Origin of the sequence: Streptomyces sp. NPDC002886, assembly GCF_042888445.1 — a bacterium.
Classification (GTDB): Bacteria; Actinomycetota; Actinomycetes; order Streptomycetales; family Streptomycetaceae; genus Streptomyces.
This window is the reverse complement of sequence record NZ_JBIAPV010000004.1, coordinates 750,356-768,506: the sequence shown is the minus strand read 5'-3', so window position 1 is coordinate 768,506 and position 18,151 is coordinate 750,356. Positions and strand designations below refer to the sequence as shown.

The 18,151-nt window shown below is 73.8% G+C and carries 18 protein-coding genes; 9 read left to right on the top strand and 9 right to left on the bottom strand.

Going from position 1 to position 18,151, the window contains the following annotated elements; genetic code table 11:
• Nucleotides 1–7: 7 nt before the first annotated feature.
• On the top strand, nucleotides 8–1,048 hold the full coding sequence (locus tag ACFYYB_RS21810) for an NUDIX domain-containing protein (protein WP_389436881.1): 1,041 nt from the start codon (nucleotides 8–10) through the stop codon (nucleotides 1,046–1,048).
• Nucleotides 1,049–1,193: 145 nt separating this feature from the next.
• Here the strand turns inward: ACFYYB_RS21810 and ACFYYB_RS21805 are convergent, their stop codons facing one another.
• The gene (locus tag ACFYYB_RS21805; RefSeq protein ID WP_389436880.1) at nucleotides 1,194–1,919 is read right to left on the bottom strand and encodes an MBL fold metallo-hydrolase; all 726 of its coding nucleotides are present in this window, start codon (nucleotides 1,917–1,919) and stop codon (nucleotides 1,194–1,196) included.
• A gap of 98 nt (nucleotides 1,920–2,017) precedes the next feature.
• Entirely contained in the window at nucleotides 2,018–3,382 is a 1,365-nt protein-coding gene (locus tag ACFYYB_RS21800; RefSeq protein ID WP_389436879.1) for a dipeptidase, read from the bottom strand.
• Between the two features lie 202 nt (nucleotides 3,383–3,584).
• Between ACFYYB_RS21800 and ACFYYB_RS21795 the strand changes: the two genes are divergently transcribed.
• The gene (locus ACFYYB_RS21795; protein WP_389436878.1) at nucleotides 3,585–4,985 is read left to right on the top strand and encodes a geranylgeranyl reductase family protein; all 1,401 of its coding nucleotides are present in this window, start codon (nucleotides 3,585–3,587) and stop codon (nucleotides 4,983–4,985) included.
• Between the two features lie 290 nt (nucleotides 4,986–5,275).
• Here ACFYYB_RS21795 and ACFYYB_RS21790 read toward each other — a convergent pair whose 3' ends face one another.
• Nucleotides 5,276–5,734, bottom strand: a complete 459-nt coding sequence (locus ACFYYB_RS21790) for a nitroreductase/quinone reductase family protein (RefSeq protein WP_389436877.1) — start codon at nucleotides 5,732–5,734, stop codon at nucleotides 5,276–5,278.
• 147 nt (nucleotides 5,735–5,881) lie between these two features.
• Between ACFYYB_RS21790 and ACFYYB_RS21785 the strand changes: the two genes are divergently transcribed.
• Complete coding sequence (locus tag ACFYYB_RS21785) at nucleotides 5,882–6,580, top strand: TetR/AcrR family transcriptional regulator (RefSeq protein WP_389436875.1); 699 nt, start codon at nucleotides 5,882–5,884, stop codon at nucleotides 6,578–6,580.
• Between the two features lie 204 nt (nucleotides 6,581–6,784).
• Complete coding sequence (locus tag ACFYYB_RS21780) at nucleotides 6,785–7,759, top strand: spherulation-specific family 4 protein (RefSeq protein WP_389436874.1); 975 nt, start codon at nucleotides 6,785–6,787, stop codon at nucleotides 7,757–7,759.
• Here ACFYYB_RS21780 and ACFYYB_RS21775 read toward each other — a convergent pair.
• From ACFYYB_RS21775 to ACFYYB_RS21765, 3 genes are read right to left on the bottom strand one after another with little or no spacing between them, the layout of a single operon-like run.
• Nucleotides 7,745–8,116 (bottom strand): glyoxalase/bleomycin resistance/dioxygenase family protein, encoded by a 372-nt coding sequence (locus ACFYYB_RS21775; RefSeq protein WP_389436873.1) that lies wholly within the window; start codon nucleotides 8,114–8,116, stop codon nucleotides 7,745–7,747. The two genes, ACFYYB_RS21780 and ACFYYB_RS21775, sit on opposite strands and share 15 nt — an antisense overlap.
• The gene (locus ACFYYB_RS21770) at nucleotides 8,113–8,370 is read right to left on the bottom strand and encodes a DUF6332 family protein (protein ID WP_389436872.1); all 258 of its coding nucleotides are present in this window, start codon (nucleotides 8,368–8,370) and stop codon (nucleotides 8,113–8,115) included. Before ACFYYB_RS21770 ends, ACFYYB_RS21775 begins: the two co-directional genes overlap by 4 nt.
• Nucleotides 8,371–8,430: 60 nt before the next feature.
• Nucleotides 8,431–9,186: a maleylpyruvate isomerase family mycothiol-dependent enzyme gene (locus ACFYYB_RS21765; protein ID WP_389436871.1), complete on the bottom strand. Its 756-nt coding sequence runs from the start codon at nucleotides 9,184–9,186 to the stop codon at nucleotides 8,431–8,433.
• 54 nt (nucleotides 9,187–9,240) lie between these two features.
• Between ACFYYB_RS21765 and ACFYYB_RS21760 the strand changes: the two genes are divergently transcribed.
• Nucleotides 9,241–9,903, top strand: coding sequence for an alpha-ketoglutarate-dependent dioxygenase AlkB family protein (locus ACFYYB_RS21760; protein WP_389436870.1), 663 nt, complete (start codon nucleotides 9,241–9,243; stop codon nucleotides 9,901–9,903).
• A 43-nt stretch (nucleotides 9,904–9,946) separates the two neighbouring features.
• A complete protein-coding gene (locus tag ACFYYB_RS21755) occupies nucleotides 9,947–11,383 on the top strand; it encodes an ROK family protein (RefSeq protein ID WP_389436869.1) in 1,437 nt (478 codons plus the stop codon).
• Between the two features lie 41 nt (nucleotides 11,384–11,424).
• On the opposite strand, the gene ACFYYB_RS21750 is transcribed toward ACFYYB_RS21755, so the two are convergent.
• The gene (locus tag ACFYYB_RS21750) at nucleotides 11,425–12,048 is read right to left on the bottom strand and encodes an ATP-binding protein (RefSeq protein WP_389436868.1); all 624 of its coding nucleotides are present in this window, start codon (nucleotides 12,046–12,048) and stop codon (nucleotides 11,425–11,427) included.
• Between the two features lie 228 nt (nucleotides 12,049–12,276).
• On the opposite strand from ACFYYB_RS21750, the gene ACFYYB_RS21745 reads away from it, so the two are divergent.
• From ACFYYB_RS21745 to ACFYYB_RS21735, 3 genes are all read left to right on the top strand, one after another.
• A complete protein-coding gene (locus ACFYYB_RS21745; protein ID WP_389436867.1) occupies nucleotides 12,277–13,407 on the top strand; it encodes a PLP-dependent cysteine synthase family protein in 1,131 nt (376 codons plus the stop codon).
• An 88-nt stretch (nucleotides 13,408–13,495) separates the two neighbouring features.
• A complete protein-coding gene (locus tag ACFYYB_RS21740) occupies nucleotides 13,496–14,161 on the top strand; it encodes a hypothetical protein (RefSeq protein WP_389436866.1) in 666 nt (221 codons plus the stop codon).
• A 94-nt stretch (nucleotides 14,162–14,255) separates the two neighbouring features.
• Nucleotides 14,256–14,960 carry a hypothetical protein gene (locus tag ACFYYB_RS21735; protein WP_389436865.1) on the top strand — a complete coding sequence of 235 codons (705 nt, stop codon included), beginning with the start codon at nucleotides 14,256–14,258 and terminating at the stop codon, nucleotides 14,958–14,960.
• On the opposite strand, the gene ACFYYB_RS21730 is transcribed toward ACFYYB_RS21735, so the two are convergent.
• The gene (locus tag ACFYYB_RS21730) at nucleotides 14,954–15,445 is read right to left on the bottom strand and encodes an SRPBCC family protein (protein ID WP_389436864.1); all 492 of its coding nucleotides are present in this window, start codon (nucleotides 15,443–15,445) and stop codon (nucleotides 14,954–14,956) included. The genes ACFYYB_RS21735 and ACFYYB_RS21730 overlap by 7 nt on opposite strands.
• A 106-nt stretch (nucleotides 15,446–15,551) precedes the next feature.
• A complete protein-coding gene (locus tag ACFYYB_RS21725) occupies nucleotides 15,552–18,035 on the bottom strand; it encodes a right-handed parallel beta-helix repeat-containing protein (RefSeq protein ID WP_389436862.1) in 2,484 nt (827 codons plus the stop codon).
• Between the last annotated feature and the right edge of the window lie 116 nt (nucleotides 18,036–18,151).

The following is an 18,151-nucleotide window of genomic DNA, read 5'->3' as shown; positions in this document are numbered from 1 at the left end:
GGTAGTCGTGATTGTCTGGATCAACGGCACGTTCGGCGCCGGCAAGAGCAGCACAGCGCGCGAGCTGACCGGCCTCCTGCCGGAGAGCACCTTGTTCGACCCGGAGTTCATCGGTGACGCGCTCCGCGTGCTGCTGCCGCGCAAACGCCTCGCGGAGGTGACCGACTACCAGGACCTGCCGAGTTGGCGGCGACTGGTCGTGGATACGGCGGCGGCCATGCTGGCGGAGCTGGGCGGGGTGCTGGTGGTCCCGATGACGCTGCTGCGGCAGGACTACCGCGACGAGATCTTCGGCGGTCTCGCGGCGCGCAGGATCGCGGTGCGGCATGTGCTGCTGGCCCCGGAGGAAACGATCCTTCGGGAGCGGATCGCGACCCGTGAGGAGCCCGGGGCGCCCGCGGACGTGGACCTGCGGGTGAGGAAGTGGGCCTACGACCACATCCCCGCCTACCAGCACGCGCTGGGCTGGCTCGCGGCGGACGCGCACGTCATCGACAACGGAGCCCTGACCGTACGGGAGACGGCCGAGCGGATCGCCGAGGCCGTACGCACCGACGCGGCCCGGGTCTGCGACATCGTGCAGACTCCGCCGCCGACCCGCGAGACGGTCGCGGCCGGGGTGCTGCTCTTCGACGACGCGGACCGGGTGCTGCTGGTGGATCCGACGTACAAGCCGGGGTGGGAGTTCCCCGGCGGGGTCGTCGAGGCCGGGGAGGCGCCGGCGTGCGCGGGGGTGCGGGAGGTCGAGGAGGAACTCGGTCTCGTACTGGAGCGCCTACCGGAGCTCCTGGTCGTGGACTGGGAGTCGCCGGAGCCCCCGGCGGGCTACGGCGGCCTGCGGCTGCTGTTCGACGGGGGCCGGCTGTCGGCGGCGCAGACCGGGCGGCTGCGGCTGCCCGGGCCGGAACTGCGGGCCTGGCGGTTCGTGTCGGAGGAGGAAGCGGCGGACCTGCTGCCGCCGGTGCGGTACGAGCGGCTCCGGTGGGCCCTGCGGGCGCGCGCACGGGGACGGGCGGCGTACTTGGAGGCGGGGCGGGCGGTTCCGTAGGGGTCGGGCGGGCGGGCGGGGGTCCGGGGCTTGGGGCGGCGGGCGCGGGCGCTTGGGGCGTGTGGGGCCTGGGTGGGCCCCGGCGCCGCAGTCCGCGTCAGCCCGTCGGGGTCGGCGGGGCCTGAGCGGCGGGTGTGGCCCCGGCCTACGACCCGGCTTCCGATCCGGCCTCCGCTTTCGCCGCCGCCTCCGCCGCCGCCGCGAGGAGGGTGGCCGCGGTGTCCGACGTGAGGGGGTCGCCGTGGCCGAAGCAGGCCACCGCGGGGGCCAGCGCGGCGAGCCGGAGCATCGACTCGACGGCCCGGGTGCGGTCCACGTTGAAGACGCCGAGCATCACCTGGCCGACACCGGCGACGCAGTCGCCCGTGAACAGCACCCCGTGCTCCGGGAGATGGACGCCGATGCTGCCCGGCGTGTGACCCGGGGCGTGGACGACGACCGCCCCGCCGCCGAAGGGGAGTACCTCCCCGTCCGTCAACTCCTGCTCCACCGGGGTCGCGGGGGCCTGAGGAACCGTCATCGCGTGTTCCCACAGAGGGAGTTCCCAGTCCAGCAGCACCGGATCCGGCACCGGCCGGTCGCCGCGGATCACCGGGGCGTCCAGTGTGTGCGCCAGTACGGGGGCGCCCCAGCGGGCGGAGAGGTCGCCCGCCGAGCCGAAGTGGTCGCCATGGCAGTGGGTCACGACGACGCGCTCCAGCCGCTCCGGCAGCAGCCCGAGGGAACGTATCGCCCCTTCGATCGCGTCCGCCGAACCGGCGTGGCCCGCGTCGATCAGGGTCAGGGCCTCACCGTCGCGCCAGAGGTAGGCCTGGCCGATGGGGAAGCGGAGCATGTGGAGGCGGCCGGGGATGACTTCTGCAAGATCCATGACCCGAACGTACGAGGGCGAACCACACCATCGGCGGAGATTGCGCCGGTAGCGTGGTTCGCCCGTAGCGGAGAGTCGGGGAACCGCCCGCGACACCGTCAGGCGCGCTTGGACTCCGCGTAGTTGAGGAGGAACAGCGCCTCCGTGACCGACAGGCGCTCCAGCTCCTCCGGGGAGACGCTCTCGTTCACCGCGTGGATCTGCGCCTCCGGCTCGCTCAGGCCGATGAGCAGCATCTCCGCGTCCGGGTACAGCTCGGTCAGCGTGTTGCACAGGGGGATGGAGCCGCCCATGCCGCTGATCTGCATCTCCTGGCCGGGGTACGCCACCTTCATGGCCTGCGCCATGGAGGCGTACGCGGGGCTGTCCGTGTCCGCCTGGAACGGCTGTCCCTGGCCGACGACCTCGAGCTCCAGGCGCGCCTTCCACGGGGTGTGCGCCACCAGGTGCGCCTCCAGCAGCTTGATCGCCTCGGCCGTGTCCACGCCCGGCGGCACCCGCAGGCTCACCAGCGCGCCCGCGCTCGCGTGCACGGAGGGGGTGGCGCCGACCAGCGGCGGGGAGTCGATCGCCAGCACCGTGACGGCCGGCCGGGACCACAGCCGGTCCGCGATCGTGCCCGCGCCGATCAGCTCGACCCCGTCGATCACCTTCGCGTCGGAACGGAAGTCGGCCTCCGGGTACTGGAGCCCCTCCCACACCGCGTCCGAGGCCAGCCCGTCCACCGTGGTCGACCCGTCCGGCGCGCGCAGCGAGGCCAGGAGCTGGATCAGGGCGGCCATCGCGTCGGGGGCGGCGCCGCCGAACATGCCGGAGTGCAGGTTGCCGCCCAGGGTGTCGATCTTGACCTTGAGCAGGCACATGCCGCGCAGGGTCGCGGTGACCGTCGGCAGGCCCGTACGGAAGTTGCCCGCGTCGCCGATCACGACGGCGTCGGCGGCCAGCAGTTCGGGGTGGGCGGTCGCGTACTGCTGGAGACCGCCGGTGCCCTGCTCCTCCGAGCCCTCGACGATCACCTTCACGTTCACCGGGACGCCGCCGTTGGCCTTCAGTGCGCGCAGCGCGAGCAGGTGCAGGATGAACCCGCCCTTGCAGTCGGCGCTGCCGCGGCCGTACCAGCGGCCGTCGCGCTCGGTCAGCTCGAAGGCGGGGGAGATCCAGGCCGCGTCGTCCAGCGGGGGCTGCACGTCGTAGTGCGCGTACAGCAGGACGGTCGGCGCGTCCGCCGGGCCGGGCAGGAACCCGTACACCGACTGGGTGCCGTCGGGGGTGTCGAGCAGCGCCACGTCCTGGAAGCCCTCGGCGCGCAGCGCGTCGGCCACCCAGTTCGCGGCCGCCTGGCTCTCGCTCTGCGGGAACTGTGCCCAGTCCGCCACCGACTGGAAGGCCACCAGCTCGGACAGCTCCTGCTTGGCGCGGGGCATCAGCGAGGCGACGGTCTCGGCGATCGACTGAGACGGCATGGGCACGCTCCTCTTGGGTGCGACGTTGGTGTACGTGTACGGGTTACGTATACGCGACCCGCATGCGCGGGGTGTGCGTATGCGGGCTACGGCAAAGGACTCTTCCGATCCTCGCACAACGGGGCAGTCGATCTCGCGCCGTAGGATTTCCCCGGCATCGGAGCAACGGCATGAACCGCATGATCAGGAGCAGCAGCACATCGTGAGCAGCGACGAGAGCGACAGCGGCGACGTACGCGACGCGGCGGCAGGACAGACCGCTCAGGGGGCGGACGCGCAGACGGCCGGGGAGACCGGCGAGGTGTGGGACGTGGTCGTGGTCGGCGCCGGGCCGGCCGGATCCTCGGCCGCGCACGCGGCGGCCGCCGCGGGGCGGCGCGTTCTGCTGTTGGAGAAGGCGGAACTGCCCCGGTACAAGACCTGTGGCGGAGGCATCATCGGCCCCTCGCGCGATGCCCTCCCGCCGGGTTTCGTGCTGCCCTTCAAGGACCGCGTCCACGCGGTCACCTTCTCGCTGGACGGGAAGTTCGCCCGGACCCGGCGCTCGAAGCAGATGTTGTTCGGGCTGATCAACCGGCCCGAGTTCGACGCGGCGCTGGTCGCCGAGGCGGAGAAGGCGGGGGCCACGGTCCGTACGGGTACGGCCGTCGCGCGAGTGGAACAGCACGGGGCGTCCGTGCCGGACCGGCGGACCGTCGCGGTGATCCTCGCCGACGGCGAGACCGTGCTGGCCCGGGCCGTGGTCGGCGCGGACGGCAGCGCGAGCCGGATCGGTGCGCACGTCGGCGTCGAAATGGACCAGGTCGACCTCGGCCTGGAAGCCGAGATCCCCGTCCCGGAGACGGTCGCCGCGGACTGGAAGGGCCGGGTCCTCATCGACTGGGGGCCGTTGCCCGGCAGCTACGGCTGGGTCTTCCCCAAGGGCGACACCCTCACCGTCGGGGTCATCTCGGCGAAGGGCGAGGGCGCCGCGACCAAGCGGTACCTGGACGACTTCATCGCCCGGCTGGGCCTGTCCGGCTTCGAACCGGCGCTCTCCTCCGGGCACTTGACCCGCTGCCGCAAGCCCGGATCGCCGCTTTCGCGCGGGCGGGTCCTGGTCGCGGGCGACGCGGCCGGACTGCTGGAGCCGTGGACCCGGGAGGGCATCTCCTTCGCGCTGCGCTCGGGGCGGCTCGCGGGGGAGTGGGCCGTGAAGATCTCCGAGGCGCAGGACCCGGTGGACGCGCGCCGCCAAGCCCTCAACTACGCCTTCGCCGTCAAGGCGGGGCTGGGCGTGGAGATGGGCGTCGGCAAGCGGATGCTGGAACTCTTCGAGGCCAAGCCGGGGCTGCTGCACGCGGCGATCACCGGCTTCCGGCCGGCCTGGCTGGCCTTCGCGCGGATCGCGCGGGGGTCGCTGACGCTGGCGGAGATGGTGCGTACGTACCCGCTGGCGCGCAAGGCCCTGCACGTGCTGGACGCACGGCAGGCGCGGGGCCGGGCCGGGGCCGACGCCGAGGCCGGCGGCGAGGTTGGCTCCGGGGCCGGGACCGGGGCCGATTCCGGGTCCGTGTCCGGGTCGGGGGAGCAGGGCGGAGCCCAGGGAGGGGCCAAGGGCTGATCCCGAGGCTGATCCCAGGGCTGGACCCGGGGTGAAGTCGCCGTCTCCGGTGGAGAACGGTGGCGACTAAGTGCGGAATGTGGCGGTCTTGCCGGGGGTAATCGGCGAGGCCGCCGCCGCGTTTCGCGGGCTGGGGCTGGGGCTGGGGCTGGGGCTGGGGCTGGGCCCGGGGCCGGGGGCCGGGAGGGGCGGGGGACCGGGAGGGCGGAGGGCCGGGAGGGCGGAGGGCCGGGAGGGGCGGAGGGCCGGGAGGGCCGGGCCGGGTTCGCGGGCCGGGTCAGGGGGCCGGGTCAGGAGGTGATCGTGATGCGGAAGACCGGGTGGTCCGGGGCGGCGGCTCGGAGGTCGGAGTCCGAGGACTTCGCGGTGACTCCGTTGAAGAAGCGGTTGACCTCCCAGCCCCACTTCCTCAGGTAGCCGCGCAGGACCACGGCCTGCTCGGCCGGGTCGGTGAGTTCGGTGACGGTGAAGGTCTGCACGGTGCGGCCCAGCCGCAGTTCGCCGCCGCCCGCGGCGCGCATGTTGCGGACCCACTGGGAGTGGCCGCGGGCGGAGACCAGGTACCGGGTGCCGTCCTGGAGGTAGGGGTTCACCGGGATCCGCTGCATCGTGCCGGAGGTGCGGCCGCGCACCGACAGCTCGGCCGTTCCGGCCAGGCTCATCCCCGAGCGGGCCAGCTTGCCGATGAGGGCGTTGAAGCGGGTGCCGAGCGGGCCGGCCTGGACGTAGTACGGCTTGGGCGCGTTCATGGTGGCCTCCGGGGCGTTGGGAGAGCACTGCTCTCGCTTGAGAACAGTGTGCACGGATCGGCGCTCCGAAACAAGAGCAGTGCTCTCGGAATGGGGCACTGCTCTTGTTGGTGGGCGGTGCTCTGGCCGCGTGGCACACTGGCCCCCATGAGCACCGTGCGAGGGGCGAGGGAACGAGCCCGCATCGAAGTCACCGCCGCCATCAAGGACGAGGCGCGCCGCGCACTCGCCGCGGAGGGCGCCGCCAAGCTCTCGCTGCGCGCCGTCGCCCGCGAGCTGGGCATGGTCTCCTCCGCCCTCTACCGCTACTTCCCCAGCCGCGACGAGCTCCTCACCGCCCTCATCGTCGACGCCTACAACAGCGTGGGCGCCGCCGCCGAGGCCGCCGACGCCCGCTCGCTCGCCGCCGGCGACACCCCCCGCGCCCGCTGGGCCGCCGTCTGCGCCTCCGTACGCGCCTGGGCGCTGGAGCACCCGCACGAGTACGCCCTCATCTACGGCTCGCCCGTCCCCGGCTACACCGCCCCGATCGACACCGTCGGCCCGGCCTCCCGCGTGGGCAACACCCTCATCGGCATCGTCCGCGCCGCCTACGGGGGCCGTGGCATCGCCCTCCCGCCGCTCCCCGCCGAGCTGCGTCCCGAAGCCGCCCGCATGGCCGCGGACTTCGCCGAAGGGCTGCCCCCCGAGGCCGCCGCGGCCCTGGTGGCCGCCTGGGCGCAGCTCGTCGGACTGATCTCCTTCGAGCTGTTCGGCCAGTTCAACCGGGTCGTCGAGGACCGGGACGCCTTCTTCGCGCACGCCGCCGGGCAGTTGGCGCACGGGGTCGGACTGCCCGCCGTATAGGGCGGGGCCGGGCCGTACCGGCGGGGTCGGGGATAGTTCGCTTGTCAGTTCCTCGTACGGAAGCGGGGGAATCGGCCCTGGTGCGCCCGGCGGCCCGTCTAGTGTTCCTCGGGCCGGGGTCCGCCCCGGTTGCCGTCCCCGGCGCCCGGCCATCGCCCCGGCGCCGACCCCTCCGTCGCTCTGCCGTCGCCCCGAGGAGCAGTCATGACCCGCGCCGCGAAGGCCGTTTACGCCGTCCTGGCCACCCTCTTACTCGCCGCGCCGGCGCCGGCCGTCACCGCGTCGGCGAGTTCGGAGCCGGGCCGGTCCCAGGCCCGGGACCGAACCCCGGCCCTCGCCCCGGCCCCGACCCCCGAGGTGAGACCGACGCCCCGGGCGGCCGGCGTACGGGGCCTGGAGATAGCCGTCCCGGCGTACGTCTGGGCCAACGACCCGATGCTCGTCGATCTCACCGCCACCAGCCCGGCCGCCTCGGTGGTGGTCCTCAACCCGGGCAACGGCGACTCCCCGTTCGACGCCCCCTGGCGGGCCCGCGCCGACGTCCTGCGCACCGGCACCACCGCCACCGGCGAGAAGACCAAGGTGCTCGGCTACGTCCACACCGACCACGGCAACCGCGACATCGCCGCCGTGAAGGCCTCCGTGGACAACTACCTGAAGACCCCCGACGGCCTCCACGTGGACGGCATCTTCTTCGACGTGGTCAGCCGCGACTGCGGCCCGGCCAACGCCACCCGCGACCACTACGCGGAGCTGCGCCGCTACGTGCAGGACACCATGGAGGCCGTCGCCCCCGGCACGCCGGAACTGGTCGTCAACAACCCCGGGACGGCCATCGCCGACTGCTTCCTGGAGCCAGGCCGCCGCACGGCCGACGTCTTCGTCACCTTCGAGGACACGTACGCGGCCTACACGGGCGCCGGCTGGCTCGGCGGCAACGTCTTCAACGCGCTCACCGGCTACCGCTCCGGCGCCGAACTCGACCCGAGCGGCACCGCGTTCTGGCACCTCGTGCACGACGTCCCGGACGCCCCCGCGATGCGCGCGACGCTCCGTACGGCCTTCGAGCGCGGCGCGGGGTACGCCTACGCCACCAGCGCGCAGATGCCGAACCCCTGGGACGCCCAGCCCGGTTGGAAGTACCGCGCCCAGACCTCGTACGCCTCAACCCTGGGCTGAGCCGGCCTCCGTCCGCCCGACGGCGGTGACCTCGACGGTACGGCCGTCGGGATCCACGAGCCGGTGGCGCCCCGGGGCGAGGCCGCCGGCGGAGCCGTCGAAGGCCGGGACGGCCAGGCCCAGCCGCAGGGCGCCGGTGAGACGGTCGTCCCGGGCCGGATAGAGCTCGATCACCATGCCGTCCGGGAGGACGGCGGCGTAGTGCTCCGGTCCGCGGCCGTGGCGTTCCGCGGTGAAGGCCAGGCCGAGGTCCCCGTAGAACCGGCGGCATTCCTCCCACCGCGTTGTGTACAGCACCAGGAGCGACACCCGCACCGCGGACGCCTGCCCTTCACGGCCGGGGACGTCAGGGATCACGCCGGGCCGCCGTCCCCTCCCGGGCGGCGGGCGAAGCGCCACAGGACGTGGGTGATCCGGAGCAGGAACACCGTCGCGGCCAGGACGCCGCCCACCATCGCCAGGGTCCGGTCGGTCGTGGAGGAGAGGTCGAAGGCCAGGGCGGGACCGTACAGCGCCGCGAAGACCAGTCCGGCGGCTAAGGCACCGCTGACGAAGGCGAACACGATCTCGATGGTGACCGTGTCCCGGTCGGCCTGGCTGCGTCGTTCCATGCCCGCAGTCTCGCCGCCCGAGCCGCACCACGACAAGGGGGCTCCCGGTGCGCCCGGAGGTCAGATTCCGGCCGTGTCCACCCAGAGCCGGGCCAGTTCGGCGTCGCCCGTCACGCCCGGCCCGGTGAGCGGCTGCCGGTTCCACAGCGCCGAGTAGAGCCAGGCGGCCTCGCCCGTCAGGGTGCAGTCGGCCTCCGCGCCGTCCGCGCCGTGGGCGTCCGCGCGTACCGTGCGGGCGGGCTCCTGCGACAGGTGTACGGTCCACACCGCGCCGGTGTCGGAGGCCCGTACGCGCAGCACCCGCGGCTCCGCCGTCCGTACCCGGCTCTGCGGCCGCGCGTGGAATCCGGTCAGCAGCTCGTCCACCCCGTCCTCCGCGAAACCGGGGGCCACGATCCCGAAGGGCACGCCGAGCGCGGCTTCCGCGTCCATCCGGTGCACGGTGGTCTCGTGCGCCTGGCGGCGCGCCCAGAAGGCCAGCGGCGAAGGCGGCGCGGTCGGCAGGAAGGTCCAGCACCGCGCGTCGGCGGAGGTCCCGGTCAGGGTCCGTACCAGCGTCGCGTGGCCCTCGCGGAACCAGGCCAGCAGTTCCGCACCCACCAGCTCCGGCGCGTCCGGGAACGGAGCCCGCTCGCTCAGACCCTGCGCCACGTATCCGGTGGCCCAGCGGTGCACGGAGCCGGTGTGGCGCAGCAGATCGGCGACCCGCCACTGCGGACAGGTGGGCACGAGGGCGTCCGTACCGGCCCGTTCCGCGATGTCGGCGAGCCGCTCGCCCTCGCGGGCCACGGTCTTCACATAGCTGATGATCTCCATGGCGGGAGTCTCTCAGCCGCCCGCGGACACGCACAACGAAGGATGATGGAGGTCATGGGACATCCGGAGGGCGAACTCTTCCCGCGCGAGCGCACCGAGATCGTGCCCGGCGCCGTGCACGTGCCCGACTGGCTGGGGCCGGGGCGGCAGCGGGAGTTGGTGGAAGCGTGCCGGGGGTGGGCCCGGCCGCCCGCCGGGCTGCGCACGGTGCGCACCCCGGGCGGGGGGACGATGAGCGCCCGGCAGGTGTGCCTGGGGCTGCACTGGTACCCGTACGGATACGCGCCCACGGCCGTCGACGGGGACGGCGCTCCGGTCAAGGCGATGCCGGACTGGCTGGCGCTGCTGGCCCGCGGCGCCGTGGCCGCGGCGTACGGGAAGGCTCCGGATCCGGCCATCGCCTACGACATCGCGCTGGTCAACTTCTACGAGGGCGACTCCCGCATGGGCATGCACCGGGACGCCGAGGAGCGCTCCGATGCCCCGGTGGTCTCGCTGAGCCTGGGTGATTCCTGCCTCTTCCGCTTCGGCAACACCGCCTCGCGCGGGCGTCCGTATCGGGACGTTGAGCTGCGCAGCGGGGATCTGTTCGTCTTCGGCGGGCCGGTCCGACGGGCCTTCCACGGGGTGCCGAAAGTCCTGCCCGGCACCGCTCCGCCGGGCCTCGGGCTGACCGGGCGGCTGAACATCACGCTCCGGGTCGGCGGGCTCGGGTAGCGGGCGGCGTCCTCGGCGCTCCGATCATGCGAGGATCGCTGTCATGAACGGCAACGGGGCCCCGCGGCGGGTGGGGGATGTGACCGCGGTGTCCGCTGGGACGGACGGGACCGCAGGGGCCGGCACGGCCGAGGGATCCGGCAGGGCGGACGCGTCCGGCGCGTCCATCGCGCCGAAGGCGTCCGCTCTGGGATCCGCGTCGGGATCCGCTCCGGCGTCCGCCTCCGGGTCCGCCGCGGCTCCCACGGTGGCAGCGGCGGCAGCGGCAGCCGGCTCCGCACGGACCAAGCTGGAGCGGGGCCGCGGCGCGCTCGGCCCGGCGCTGGAGCTGGTCCACACCGGCCGGGCCCCGACCCGCGCGGTCCTGACCGCCGAACTCGGCGTCACCCGCGCCACCGCCGGCGCCGTCGCCGCCGAGCTGGAGGCGCTCGGGCTGATCCGCGTGGACTCCCGCCCCGGTGGGGCCGGCGGAACCCAGGGCCGCCCCTCGCACCGGCTCTCCGTGGACGAGAACGGCCCGGTGGCCCTGGCCGCGCAGGTGCACTCGGACGGGTTCCGGGCCGCCTTGGTCGGCCTCGGCGGCCGGATCGTCGCCACGGCTCCCGGCAGGGTCCCCGTGTCGGCCGACCCCGCGCAGGTGCTCGGCGCGGTCGTCGAAGCCGGGGCCGCACTGCTCGCGCAGACCGGCCGGCGCTGCATCGGAGCCGGCCTCGCGGTGCCCTCGGCGGTCGCGGAGCCGGAGGGGACGGCGCTGAACCCGCTGCACCTGGCCTGGCCCGCGGGTTCCCCCGTCCGGGCCATCTTCGCCGACTGTGTGAAGGAGGCCGGCATCGACGGCCCGGCGCTGACCGGCAACGACGTGAACCTCGCCGCGCTCGCCGAGCACCGGCACGGCGCCGGCCGCAGTGCGCAGCACCTGCTGTGCGTGGCCACCGGACACCGCGGGGTCGGCGGCGCGCTGGTCCTGGACGGCCGCCTGCACAGCGGGAGTTCGGGCCTGGCCCTGGAGGTCGGCCACCTCACCGTGAACCCCGAGGGGCGGGCCTGCCACTGCGGCAGCCGGGGTTGCCTCGACGTGGAGGCCGACCCGCTGGCCTTCCTCACCGCCGCCGGGCGCACCCCGGGCCCCGAGGTGTCCCTGCTCCAGCAGGCCCGCGACCTGCTGCGCGAGGAGTCCGCGGACCCCGGAGTACGGGCGGCCACCGAGGAGCTCATCGACCGGCTCGGCCTGGGCCTCGCGGGCCTGGTCAACATCCTGAATCCGGACCGGATCATCCTCGGCGGACTCCACCGCGAGCTGCTCTACGCGGACCCCGAGCGGCTGCGCGCGGTGGTCGCGGACCGCAGCCTGTGGGGGCGCAGCGGCGGCGTGCCGATCCTGCCCTGCACGCTCGACCACAACAGCCTGGTCGGCGCCGCCGAGCTGGCGTGGCAGCCGGTGCTGGACGACCCGCTCGGGACCCTGGGGACGGCGGCCTGACCGCTGTTCCCACGGCTCCGGGCGGGTTCGGCGACCGGAGGCTACCCGGGCCGGGCGCCGACCGAGGCGGTCACCGACAGGCCGGCGGAGACCGGCTCCGGGGGTGCGGCGACGGGCGGGGCCGGCGCGGGTTCCCGTACGGGCTTCTTCGCGGCCCGGTGTGCCGGTTTCTCCGCCAGGAGCACCGGGTGGTGTTCCGGTGCGGCCGGCCCGGGGGCGGCGCGCAGGGAGAACCACACCACCTTGCCCGGGCAGTCGTCCTGCTGCCGGGCCCCCCACGCCTCGCTGAGGGCCTCCACGAGCGCGAGCCCGCGGCCGGAGGTCTCCAGGGCGTCGACCGGGGAAGCGGCCGGGGGAGCGGCCGCGGGCCGGGTGGCCCCGGCGGCCGCGGAGTCCCTGAGCTGCGGGAGGCGGGGATCGCTGTCGTAGACGGACACGGTCAGCCGGCCGAGGCGCAGCTCGATCTCGACCGTGCAGGTCTTGTCCGGCTGCGCATGACGGTGGACGTTGCTCAGCAGCTCCGTCACGCCGAGCGCAGCCCGGTCTATGAGCGGGTCGAGCTGCCAGTGGCGCAGTTGCGCCGAAACGATTCGGCGGATCTGTCCGATCCGCAAGGGCAGGGCCTGCAGTTCGACGACGCAGTGCCTGCGGGAATGACTGATCACGGCTGCGACTCCCCGACATCAGTGTTACGGGTGCTGCACCCTCGGTGACGCCTCCCCAGGGTCACCCACTGTGGGCCGGTGTGCAACCGAACGCGATCGAAAGGGATTCGCATAGATACCCAAAGTGACCGTTTGTGCAGGTGGGCGGAGTACATTTCGAAAGCGGGCGGTGGGCTGAAACGCCCGGCGCGCACTCGGGACATCGAGAAGTACGAAGGAGCACGGCGCATGAGCACCACCACCGGTACGACCGCCACGACCGTCGACGTCGACCGCAGCGACGCTGACTACCGCGCTTGGCTGAAAGAGGCCGTCCGCAAGGTGCAGGCGGACGCGAACCGCTCCGCCGACACCCACCTGCTGCGCTTCCCGCTCCCCGAGGCCTGGGGCATCGACCTCTACCTCAAGGACGAGTCCACCCACCCGACGGGGTCCCTCAAGCACCGCCTCGCCCGCTCCCTGTTCCTCTACGCCCTCTGCAACGGCTGGATCCGGCCCGGCCGCCCCGTCATCGAGGCCTCGTCCGGGTCCACGGCGGTCTCGGAGGCCTACTTCGCCAAGCTGATCGGCGTTCCGTTCATCGCCGTCATGCCGCGCACGACGAGCCCCGAGAAGTGCCGGCTCATCGAGTTCCACGGCGGCGAGTGCCACTTCGTCGACGACTCGATGAAGATGTACGAGGAGTCGGCCGAGCTCGCCGCCCGCACCGGCGGCCACTACATGGACCAGTTCACGTACGCGGAGCGGGCGACGGACTGGCGCGGCAACAACAACATCGCCGAATCGATGTACCAGCAGCTGCGGTTGGAGCGTTACCCCGAGCCCGCGTGGATCGTGGCCACGGCCGGCACCGGCGGCACCTCCGCGACGATCGCCCGCTACGTGCACTACATGCAGCACGACACCCGCATCTGTGTCCCGGACCCGGAGAACTCCTGCTTCTTCGACGGCTGGACCCGCAGCGACCCGCACGCGACCAGCGACTGCGGCTCGCGCATCGAGGGCATCGGCCGGCCCCGGATGGAGCCGAGCTTCGTCCCCGGGGCCATCGACCGGATGATGCGGGTCCCGGACGCCGCGAGCGTCGCGGCGTGCCGGGCGCTGGAGCGGGTGATCGGCCGCAAGGCGGGCGGTTCCACCGGTACCGGGGTGTGGAGCGCGCTGAAGATCATCTCGGAGATGGTCGCTGAGGGCCGCACGGGCAGCGTCGTGACCCTGCTCTGCGACGGCGGCGAGCGCTACCTCGACAAGTACTACTCCGACGCGTGGCTGGCGGAGCAGGGGCTCGACATCACCCCGTACGCGCGGACCCTCGACACCATGCTGGAGACCGGCGTGTGGAGCGAGCCCATCAGCTGAAACGTTTGTCCTGGCCGCCTGGTCCGTGCCCGGTCCGCTGGCTACGCTGTGCTGACTTTGGACGGGGCGCGGCGCGGGGCGGGGAGCCATGGCGGAGTTCACGGACGGCGACGGTAAGGACGTACGGGCCCAAGGCGGGGGCGGCGACGGATCCTTGGCCTGCCCCCGGTGCGGCCGGGAGGACCAGGTGCTCGGCGTGTCCGCCGCGTATCTGCGGTCCAAGGCCAAGATGCGGGTGGAGCGCGGGGGCGGCGAGGACGACAGCGTCACGCTCCGCGAGGAGAACTCGGCGCTGGCCAAGGCCCTCGCCGTCGCCCCGGAGGAGCCGGACGGCGACACCAAGGGCTGCCTCGGCGTGCTGTCCGTCCTGGTGGCGGTCGGCGCGTTCATCTGGGGCGGAATCGCGGGGAAGTGGTTCGAGGGCGACGGGTTCCCGCGGTTCTACGGGGGCGACGGTGACCTCCCCTTGGGAGTCGAGGACCCCACGGCCTACCTGGGCTGGATCTCGGCGGCCTCGCTCGTCCTGGCCCCCCTCCTGCTGGCCTTGTCGGGCCGGGCGGAACGGGTCTGGCGCCGCCGGACCGAGCCGGGCCGGGTGGCCGCCGACCGGGTCTGGGCGGACGGCTGGTACTGCGGACGCTGCGGCACGGTGCACTTCGCCGGAGAACGGGCCATGACCTTGCAGGAGTTCCGCACCCGGGTCTGGTCGGCAGGCGGCTACGGGGACCTGGCCGTGCGGCACCCCGCGGTCTGAACCGGGACGGGCCGCCGGCGAGAAACCCGTAGGCGCGGCGGCGCCGACTGCTTACGCTGGGCCGACTTCGATCACGGCGGGCCTCGGGGGGACCATGGCAGGCATCGAGTACAACAGGCCGGACCGGGACGCGCGCTCGCTCCCCGTGTGTCCCGGCTGCGGCGCCTCCGACGAAGTACGGGCGGTGCAGGCGGTGTTCCTGGAGGGACACCGCGACGTCCGCGAGGAGACCGGCGCCGGCAGCGACCGGCGGACGGTGAACCGGGAGGTCGTCTCGCGCCTGGCCCGGGCCCTGGCGCCCACCCCGCCCACCCCGTCCGTCCAGGGACGCGGCTGCCTGGGCGCGGTCTTGGTGCTCGTGTCGATCGGCACCTTTCTGGCCGGTTCCCTGGCCGGACACTGGTTCACGACGGAGCCCGGGCCGGAGTATCCGTACCCGGGATGGAACGAGCCCCCCGGGCAGGAGGCGGACCTGCTCCTCCTCGGCGTGATCTCGGCGGTCGCGCTCCTGGGCGCCGTCTGTCTCTTCGTCGCGATCGCCCTGGCGAACCGGGCGTACGGCGCGAAGGTTCGGCCCGGCCTGCCCGCCGCCGAGCGGCTCTGGCTCCAGGGCTGGTACTGCGGACGCTGCGCCAGGGTCCACTTCGACGGTGAAGGGGCGGCCCTGACCTTGCACGAGTTCCGCCTCCGGGTGTGGACCGCCGGAGGCTACGGAGACCTGGCCGAACGGTACCGGGAGGTCGACCGGATCGTCGGCATCCGCCCGGACGGCTCCTCCGGGCGGGTACCCCCCTACTGATCCGCCCCGCGCCGCCGCCGCGCCAGCCGCAGGTCCAGCGCGCGGACCGCGGAGCGGAACGAGTGCCCGAGTGCGGGTCGGGCGGCGGTGAGCGCGAGGCGGACCGGGGTGGGACCGTCCGCGGCGAAGGTCCACTGGACGTGGGTGCCGGAGCCGGAGGGGGTCAGGTGCCACTCCTCCAGCAGGGCCCGTATGCCGGGGGCGTTGGTCTCGTCGACCCGGTACGCGTAGCGGCGCTCGGGATCCGCGGCCATGATCGTTTCCTGGAACCGGACCCCGCCCACCAGCCTGATCTCGCGCCCGGCGCCGCCGTGGGTGGGCCGGGCGAGGGTGACGGCCCGGAACCAGCTCGGCCAGCCCTCCAGCTCCTCGGCCAGCGCCCGGTACACGTCCTCGGGGGCGGCCGTCGTACGGCCGGCGAAGACCAGGCGGACGGGGGCCACCTCGATGAAGTCCAGCCCTACGGGGCGGAGTCGGCGGGCCATGGGGAACTCCCTCGGTTCGACGGCCGGCCGGCGGCGTCCGGCGGCGGGCTGTCACCCTAGCTGTCGGCCCGTCAGTTGTCGCTCCGTCCGGGGAGGCGGCGTCCGGTCAGAGTTCCGGTAGGTCCGCCGGGTAGAGCAGGGTGAGATCGTCCTTGCTCGGTTCGGTCAGCTGTGCGACCCGTCCCGCGTGCCGCTCGACCATCGACTCGAAGGTCTGGCGGGCCGTGCGGCCGTTGCCGAAGGCGGGGCCCTTGGGCAGGTCCGTGAAGTAGGTCAGCAGCGCGTCGGAGGTCTTCTCGCCGAGCAGGTACTCGTGCTCCTCGGCCTGCTGCTCCACGATCCGCAGCAGCTCGCCGGGACCGTAGTCCCCGAAGGTGATGGTGCGGGAGAAGCGGGAGGCCACCCCCGGGTTCACGGTGAGGAAGCGGTCCATCTCCGCCGTGTACCCGGCGACGATCACCACCACCGCGTCCCGGTGGTCCTCCATCAGCTTCACCAGCGTGTCGATCGCCTCGCGTCCGAAGTCGCGGCCCGAGTCCTCGGGCGCCAGCGCGTACGCCTCGTCGATGAACAGCACCCCGCCGCGGGCCCGGTCGAAGGCCTCCTGCGTGCGGATCGCGGTGGATCCGATGTGCTCGCCGACCAGGTCGACCCGGGACACCTCCACGAGGTGGCCGCGCTCCAGCACCCCGAGGGACGCCAGGATCTCCCCGTACAACCGGGCCACGGTGGTCTTTCCGGTGCCGGGGGAGCCGGTGAAGACCAGGTGGCGGCGGACCGAAGCGGCCTTGAGTCCGGCCTCCTGCCGGCGCCGGCCGACCTCGATCATGTCCGTGAGCGCGCGGACCTCGCGCTTGACGCTGTCCAGTCCCACGAGCGCGTCCAGGTGCCCCAGCACCTCGACCGATCCGCGAGCCGCCGACTGCCCGGCCGCGGGGGCGTCCGCTTCGTCGGCCGGCCGCTGGGCCGGCACCCGCTCGGCCGTGGCCGCGGCCACGGGGCCGGGCGCCGCCGATACCGTACGGATCCCCGTACGCTCCCCGGCCGCCGTCGAGCCCGCACCCGTGCCCGTGCCCGGGCCGGCGCCCGCGCCGGAGGCCGACCGGGCCGCGAGGCGCGGTCCGGACTCGTCGCTCGTGCAGTCCTCGGCGACGGGACCGTCCTCGGCGAACTCGTAGCCCCCGCGCGCGCAGCGCTCGGTGTGGCAGCGGTGCAGGGAGGTCCGGCAGCCGTCGATGACGTGGAAACCGAAGCCCGCGCTGCCCGTGACCCGGCATGCCGTGAAGGTGCCGCGCCCGCCCGCGGACACGTAGAAGCCGGCTTCGGCGGGGGAGCTGACCGTGCACCGCTCCAGCGCGGGGTCCGCGCCCTTGGTGACGATCACTCCGGTCTGGACGGAGTCGATGGAGCAGTTGGCGAGGGTGCCGCCACTGCCGTGGTCGCGGAACCAGGCGCCCGTGGCGGCCTCCCGGATCCGGCAGTCGTCCAGCTGGGCCGTCGCCCCGTCGCTCACCGAGACGGCGGTGTTGCGCACTTGGGAGATGTCGCTGTCCACGACGTCCACCCGGGAACCGCGGTCCAGTACGAACAGCGCGTCCGGTACGTCGTGCACCCGGCAGGAGTCCAACGAGACGGCGGCCCCGTCGCTGATCCAGACGGCGGGGTAGTCGCCGGTGCTGTCGTGGATCTCGCAGGAGTCGGCGACGACGCGGGTGCCCGGATCCCACACCGACAGGCCGTTGCGGCCGAAGCGGCGGACGGTGGTGCGGCTGAGGGTGAGCACCGAGCGGGAGCGCAGGTCGACCGCGTTCTCCGGGATGTCGTGGATGTCGCAGCCCGCGAGCGTGAGGACGGCGTCCGTGTCGAGGGTGACCCCGTCGGCCGTGGTGCGGTGGACCGCGCAGTCGGTGAGCACGGCCGTGGCACGGGCGGCGACCTGCACGCCGGCGCCCTTGATCTCGTAGACCTCGCAGCCCAGCGCCTCCAGGCCCGAGCCGTCGCCGGTCACGGCGATGCCGGCGCCCGTCGTGTGGTGGATCCGGCAGCGCTCCAGCCGGGGGCGGCCGCCTCCGCGCACGGAGACGCCGGTCTGGCCGGCGGCCACCACCTCGCAGTCGGCGAACACCCCGCCGCCGCCGTCCAGTACGGCGATGCCGGTTCCGGCGGAGTTCTCCACCGTGCAGCGCCGGACCAGCGGGCGCGCGCCGCTCCCGCGGACCTCGATGCCGGCCGCCGAGCGGGTGCTCACCCGCAGGTCGGTGAGCTCGGGAGAGCCGTCCTCGATGAGGAGCGCGGGCGCCGTGGGGTCCTGGCCCTCCAGGTGGAGGTCCTGGATGACGGCCGAGGCGCGGACGGTCAGCGCCACCCCGTCGAGCGGTGCGATCCGCACCGAACCCAGCGAGCCCTCCGGGCCGCGCAGGGTCACGGCGTGGTGCAGCACCAGATTCTCCCGGTAGGTGCCGGGCGCGATGGACAGGACGTCGCCGTCGCCCGCCGCGGCCAGCGCGGCGGTCAGCGTCGGATAATCACCGGAGCGGCGACGCCACCGCGAGGAACCGCCGTGCGTCACCTGGACCGTGCCCTGAGCCATGGTGCTGTCGTGCCCCCACCCTCGTGTTCCGTGTGTCCGGTTCCGTGTGCCCGGCTGCTGATCGTGTCCGGCCGCTGGTCGGAGCAGCCGCTCCGGCGCTCCACCGTAGCGCGCGC

Excerpts from the sequence above, each read along its gene's own strand:
- ACFYYB_RS21755 (WP_389436869.1), top strand. The coding sequence starts at position 9,947 with ATGAACGGCAACGGGGCCCCGCGGCGGGTGGGGGATGTGACCGCGGTG.
- ACFYYB_RS21780 (WP_389436874.1), top strand. The coding sequence starts at position 6,785 with ATGACCCGCGCCGCGAAGGCCGTTTACGCCGTCCTGGCCACCCTCTTA.
- ACFYYB_RS21770 (WP_389436872.1), bottom strand. The coding sequence starts at position 8,370 with ATGGAACGACGCAGCCAGGCCGACCGGGACACGGTCACCATCGAGATC.
- ACFYYB_RS21785 (WP_389436875.1), top strand. The coding sequence starts at position 5,882 with ATGAGCACCGTGCGAGGGGCGAGGGAACGAGCCCGCATCGAAGTCACC.
- ACFYYB_RS21745 (WP_389436867.1), top strand. The coding sequence starts at position 12,277 with ATGAGCACCACCACCGGTACGACCGCCACGACCGTCGACGTCGACCGC.
- ACFYYB_RS21760 (WP_389436870.1), top strand. The coding sequence starts at position 9,241 with ATGGGACATCCGGAGGGCGAACTCTTCCCGCGCGAGCGCACCGAGATC.
- ACFYYB_RS21790 (WP_389436877.1), bottom strand. The coding sequence starts at position 5,734 with ATGAACGCGCCCAAGCCGTACTACGTCCAGGCCGGCCCGCTCGGCACC.
- ACFYYB_RS21800 (WP_389436879.1), bottom strand. The coding sequence starts at position 3,382 with ATGCCGTCTCAGTCGATCGCCGAGACCGTCGCCTCGCTGATGCCCCGC.
- ACFYYB_RS21740 (WP_389436866.1), top strand. The coding sequence starts at position 13,496 with ATGGCGGAGTTCACGGACGGCGACGGTAAGGACGTACGGGCCCAAGGC.
- ACFYYB_RS21725 (WP_389436862.1), bottom strand. The coding sequence starts at position 18,035 with ATGGCTCAGGGCACGGTCCAGGTGACGCACGGCGGTTCCTCGCGGTGG.
- ACFYYB_RS21730 (WP_389436864.1), bottom strand. The coding sequence starts at position 15,445 with ATGGCCCGCCGACTCCGCCCCGTAGGGCTGGACTTCATCGAGGTGGCC.
- ACFYYB_RS21735 (WP_389436865.1), top strand. The coding sequence starts at position 14,256 with ATGGCAGGCATCGAGTACAACAGGCCGGACCGGGACGCGCGCTCGCTC.
- ACFYYB_RS21765 (WP_389436871.1), bottom strand. The coding sequence starts at position 9,186 with ATGGAGATCATCAGCTATGTGAAGACCGTGGCCCGCGAGGGCGAGCGG.
- ACFYYB_RS21805 (WP_389436880.1), bottom strand. The coding sequence starts at position 1,919 with ATGGATCTTGCAGAAGTCATCCCCGGCCGCCTCCACATGCTCCGCTTC.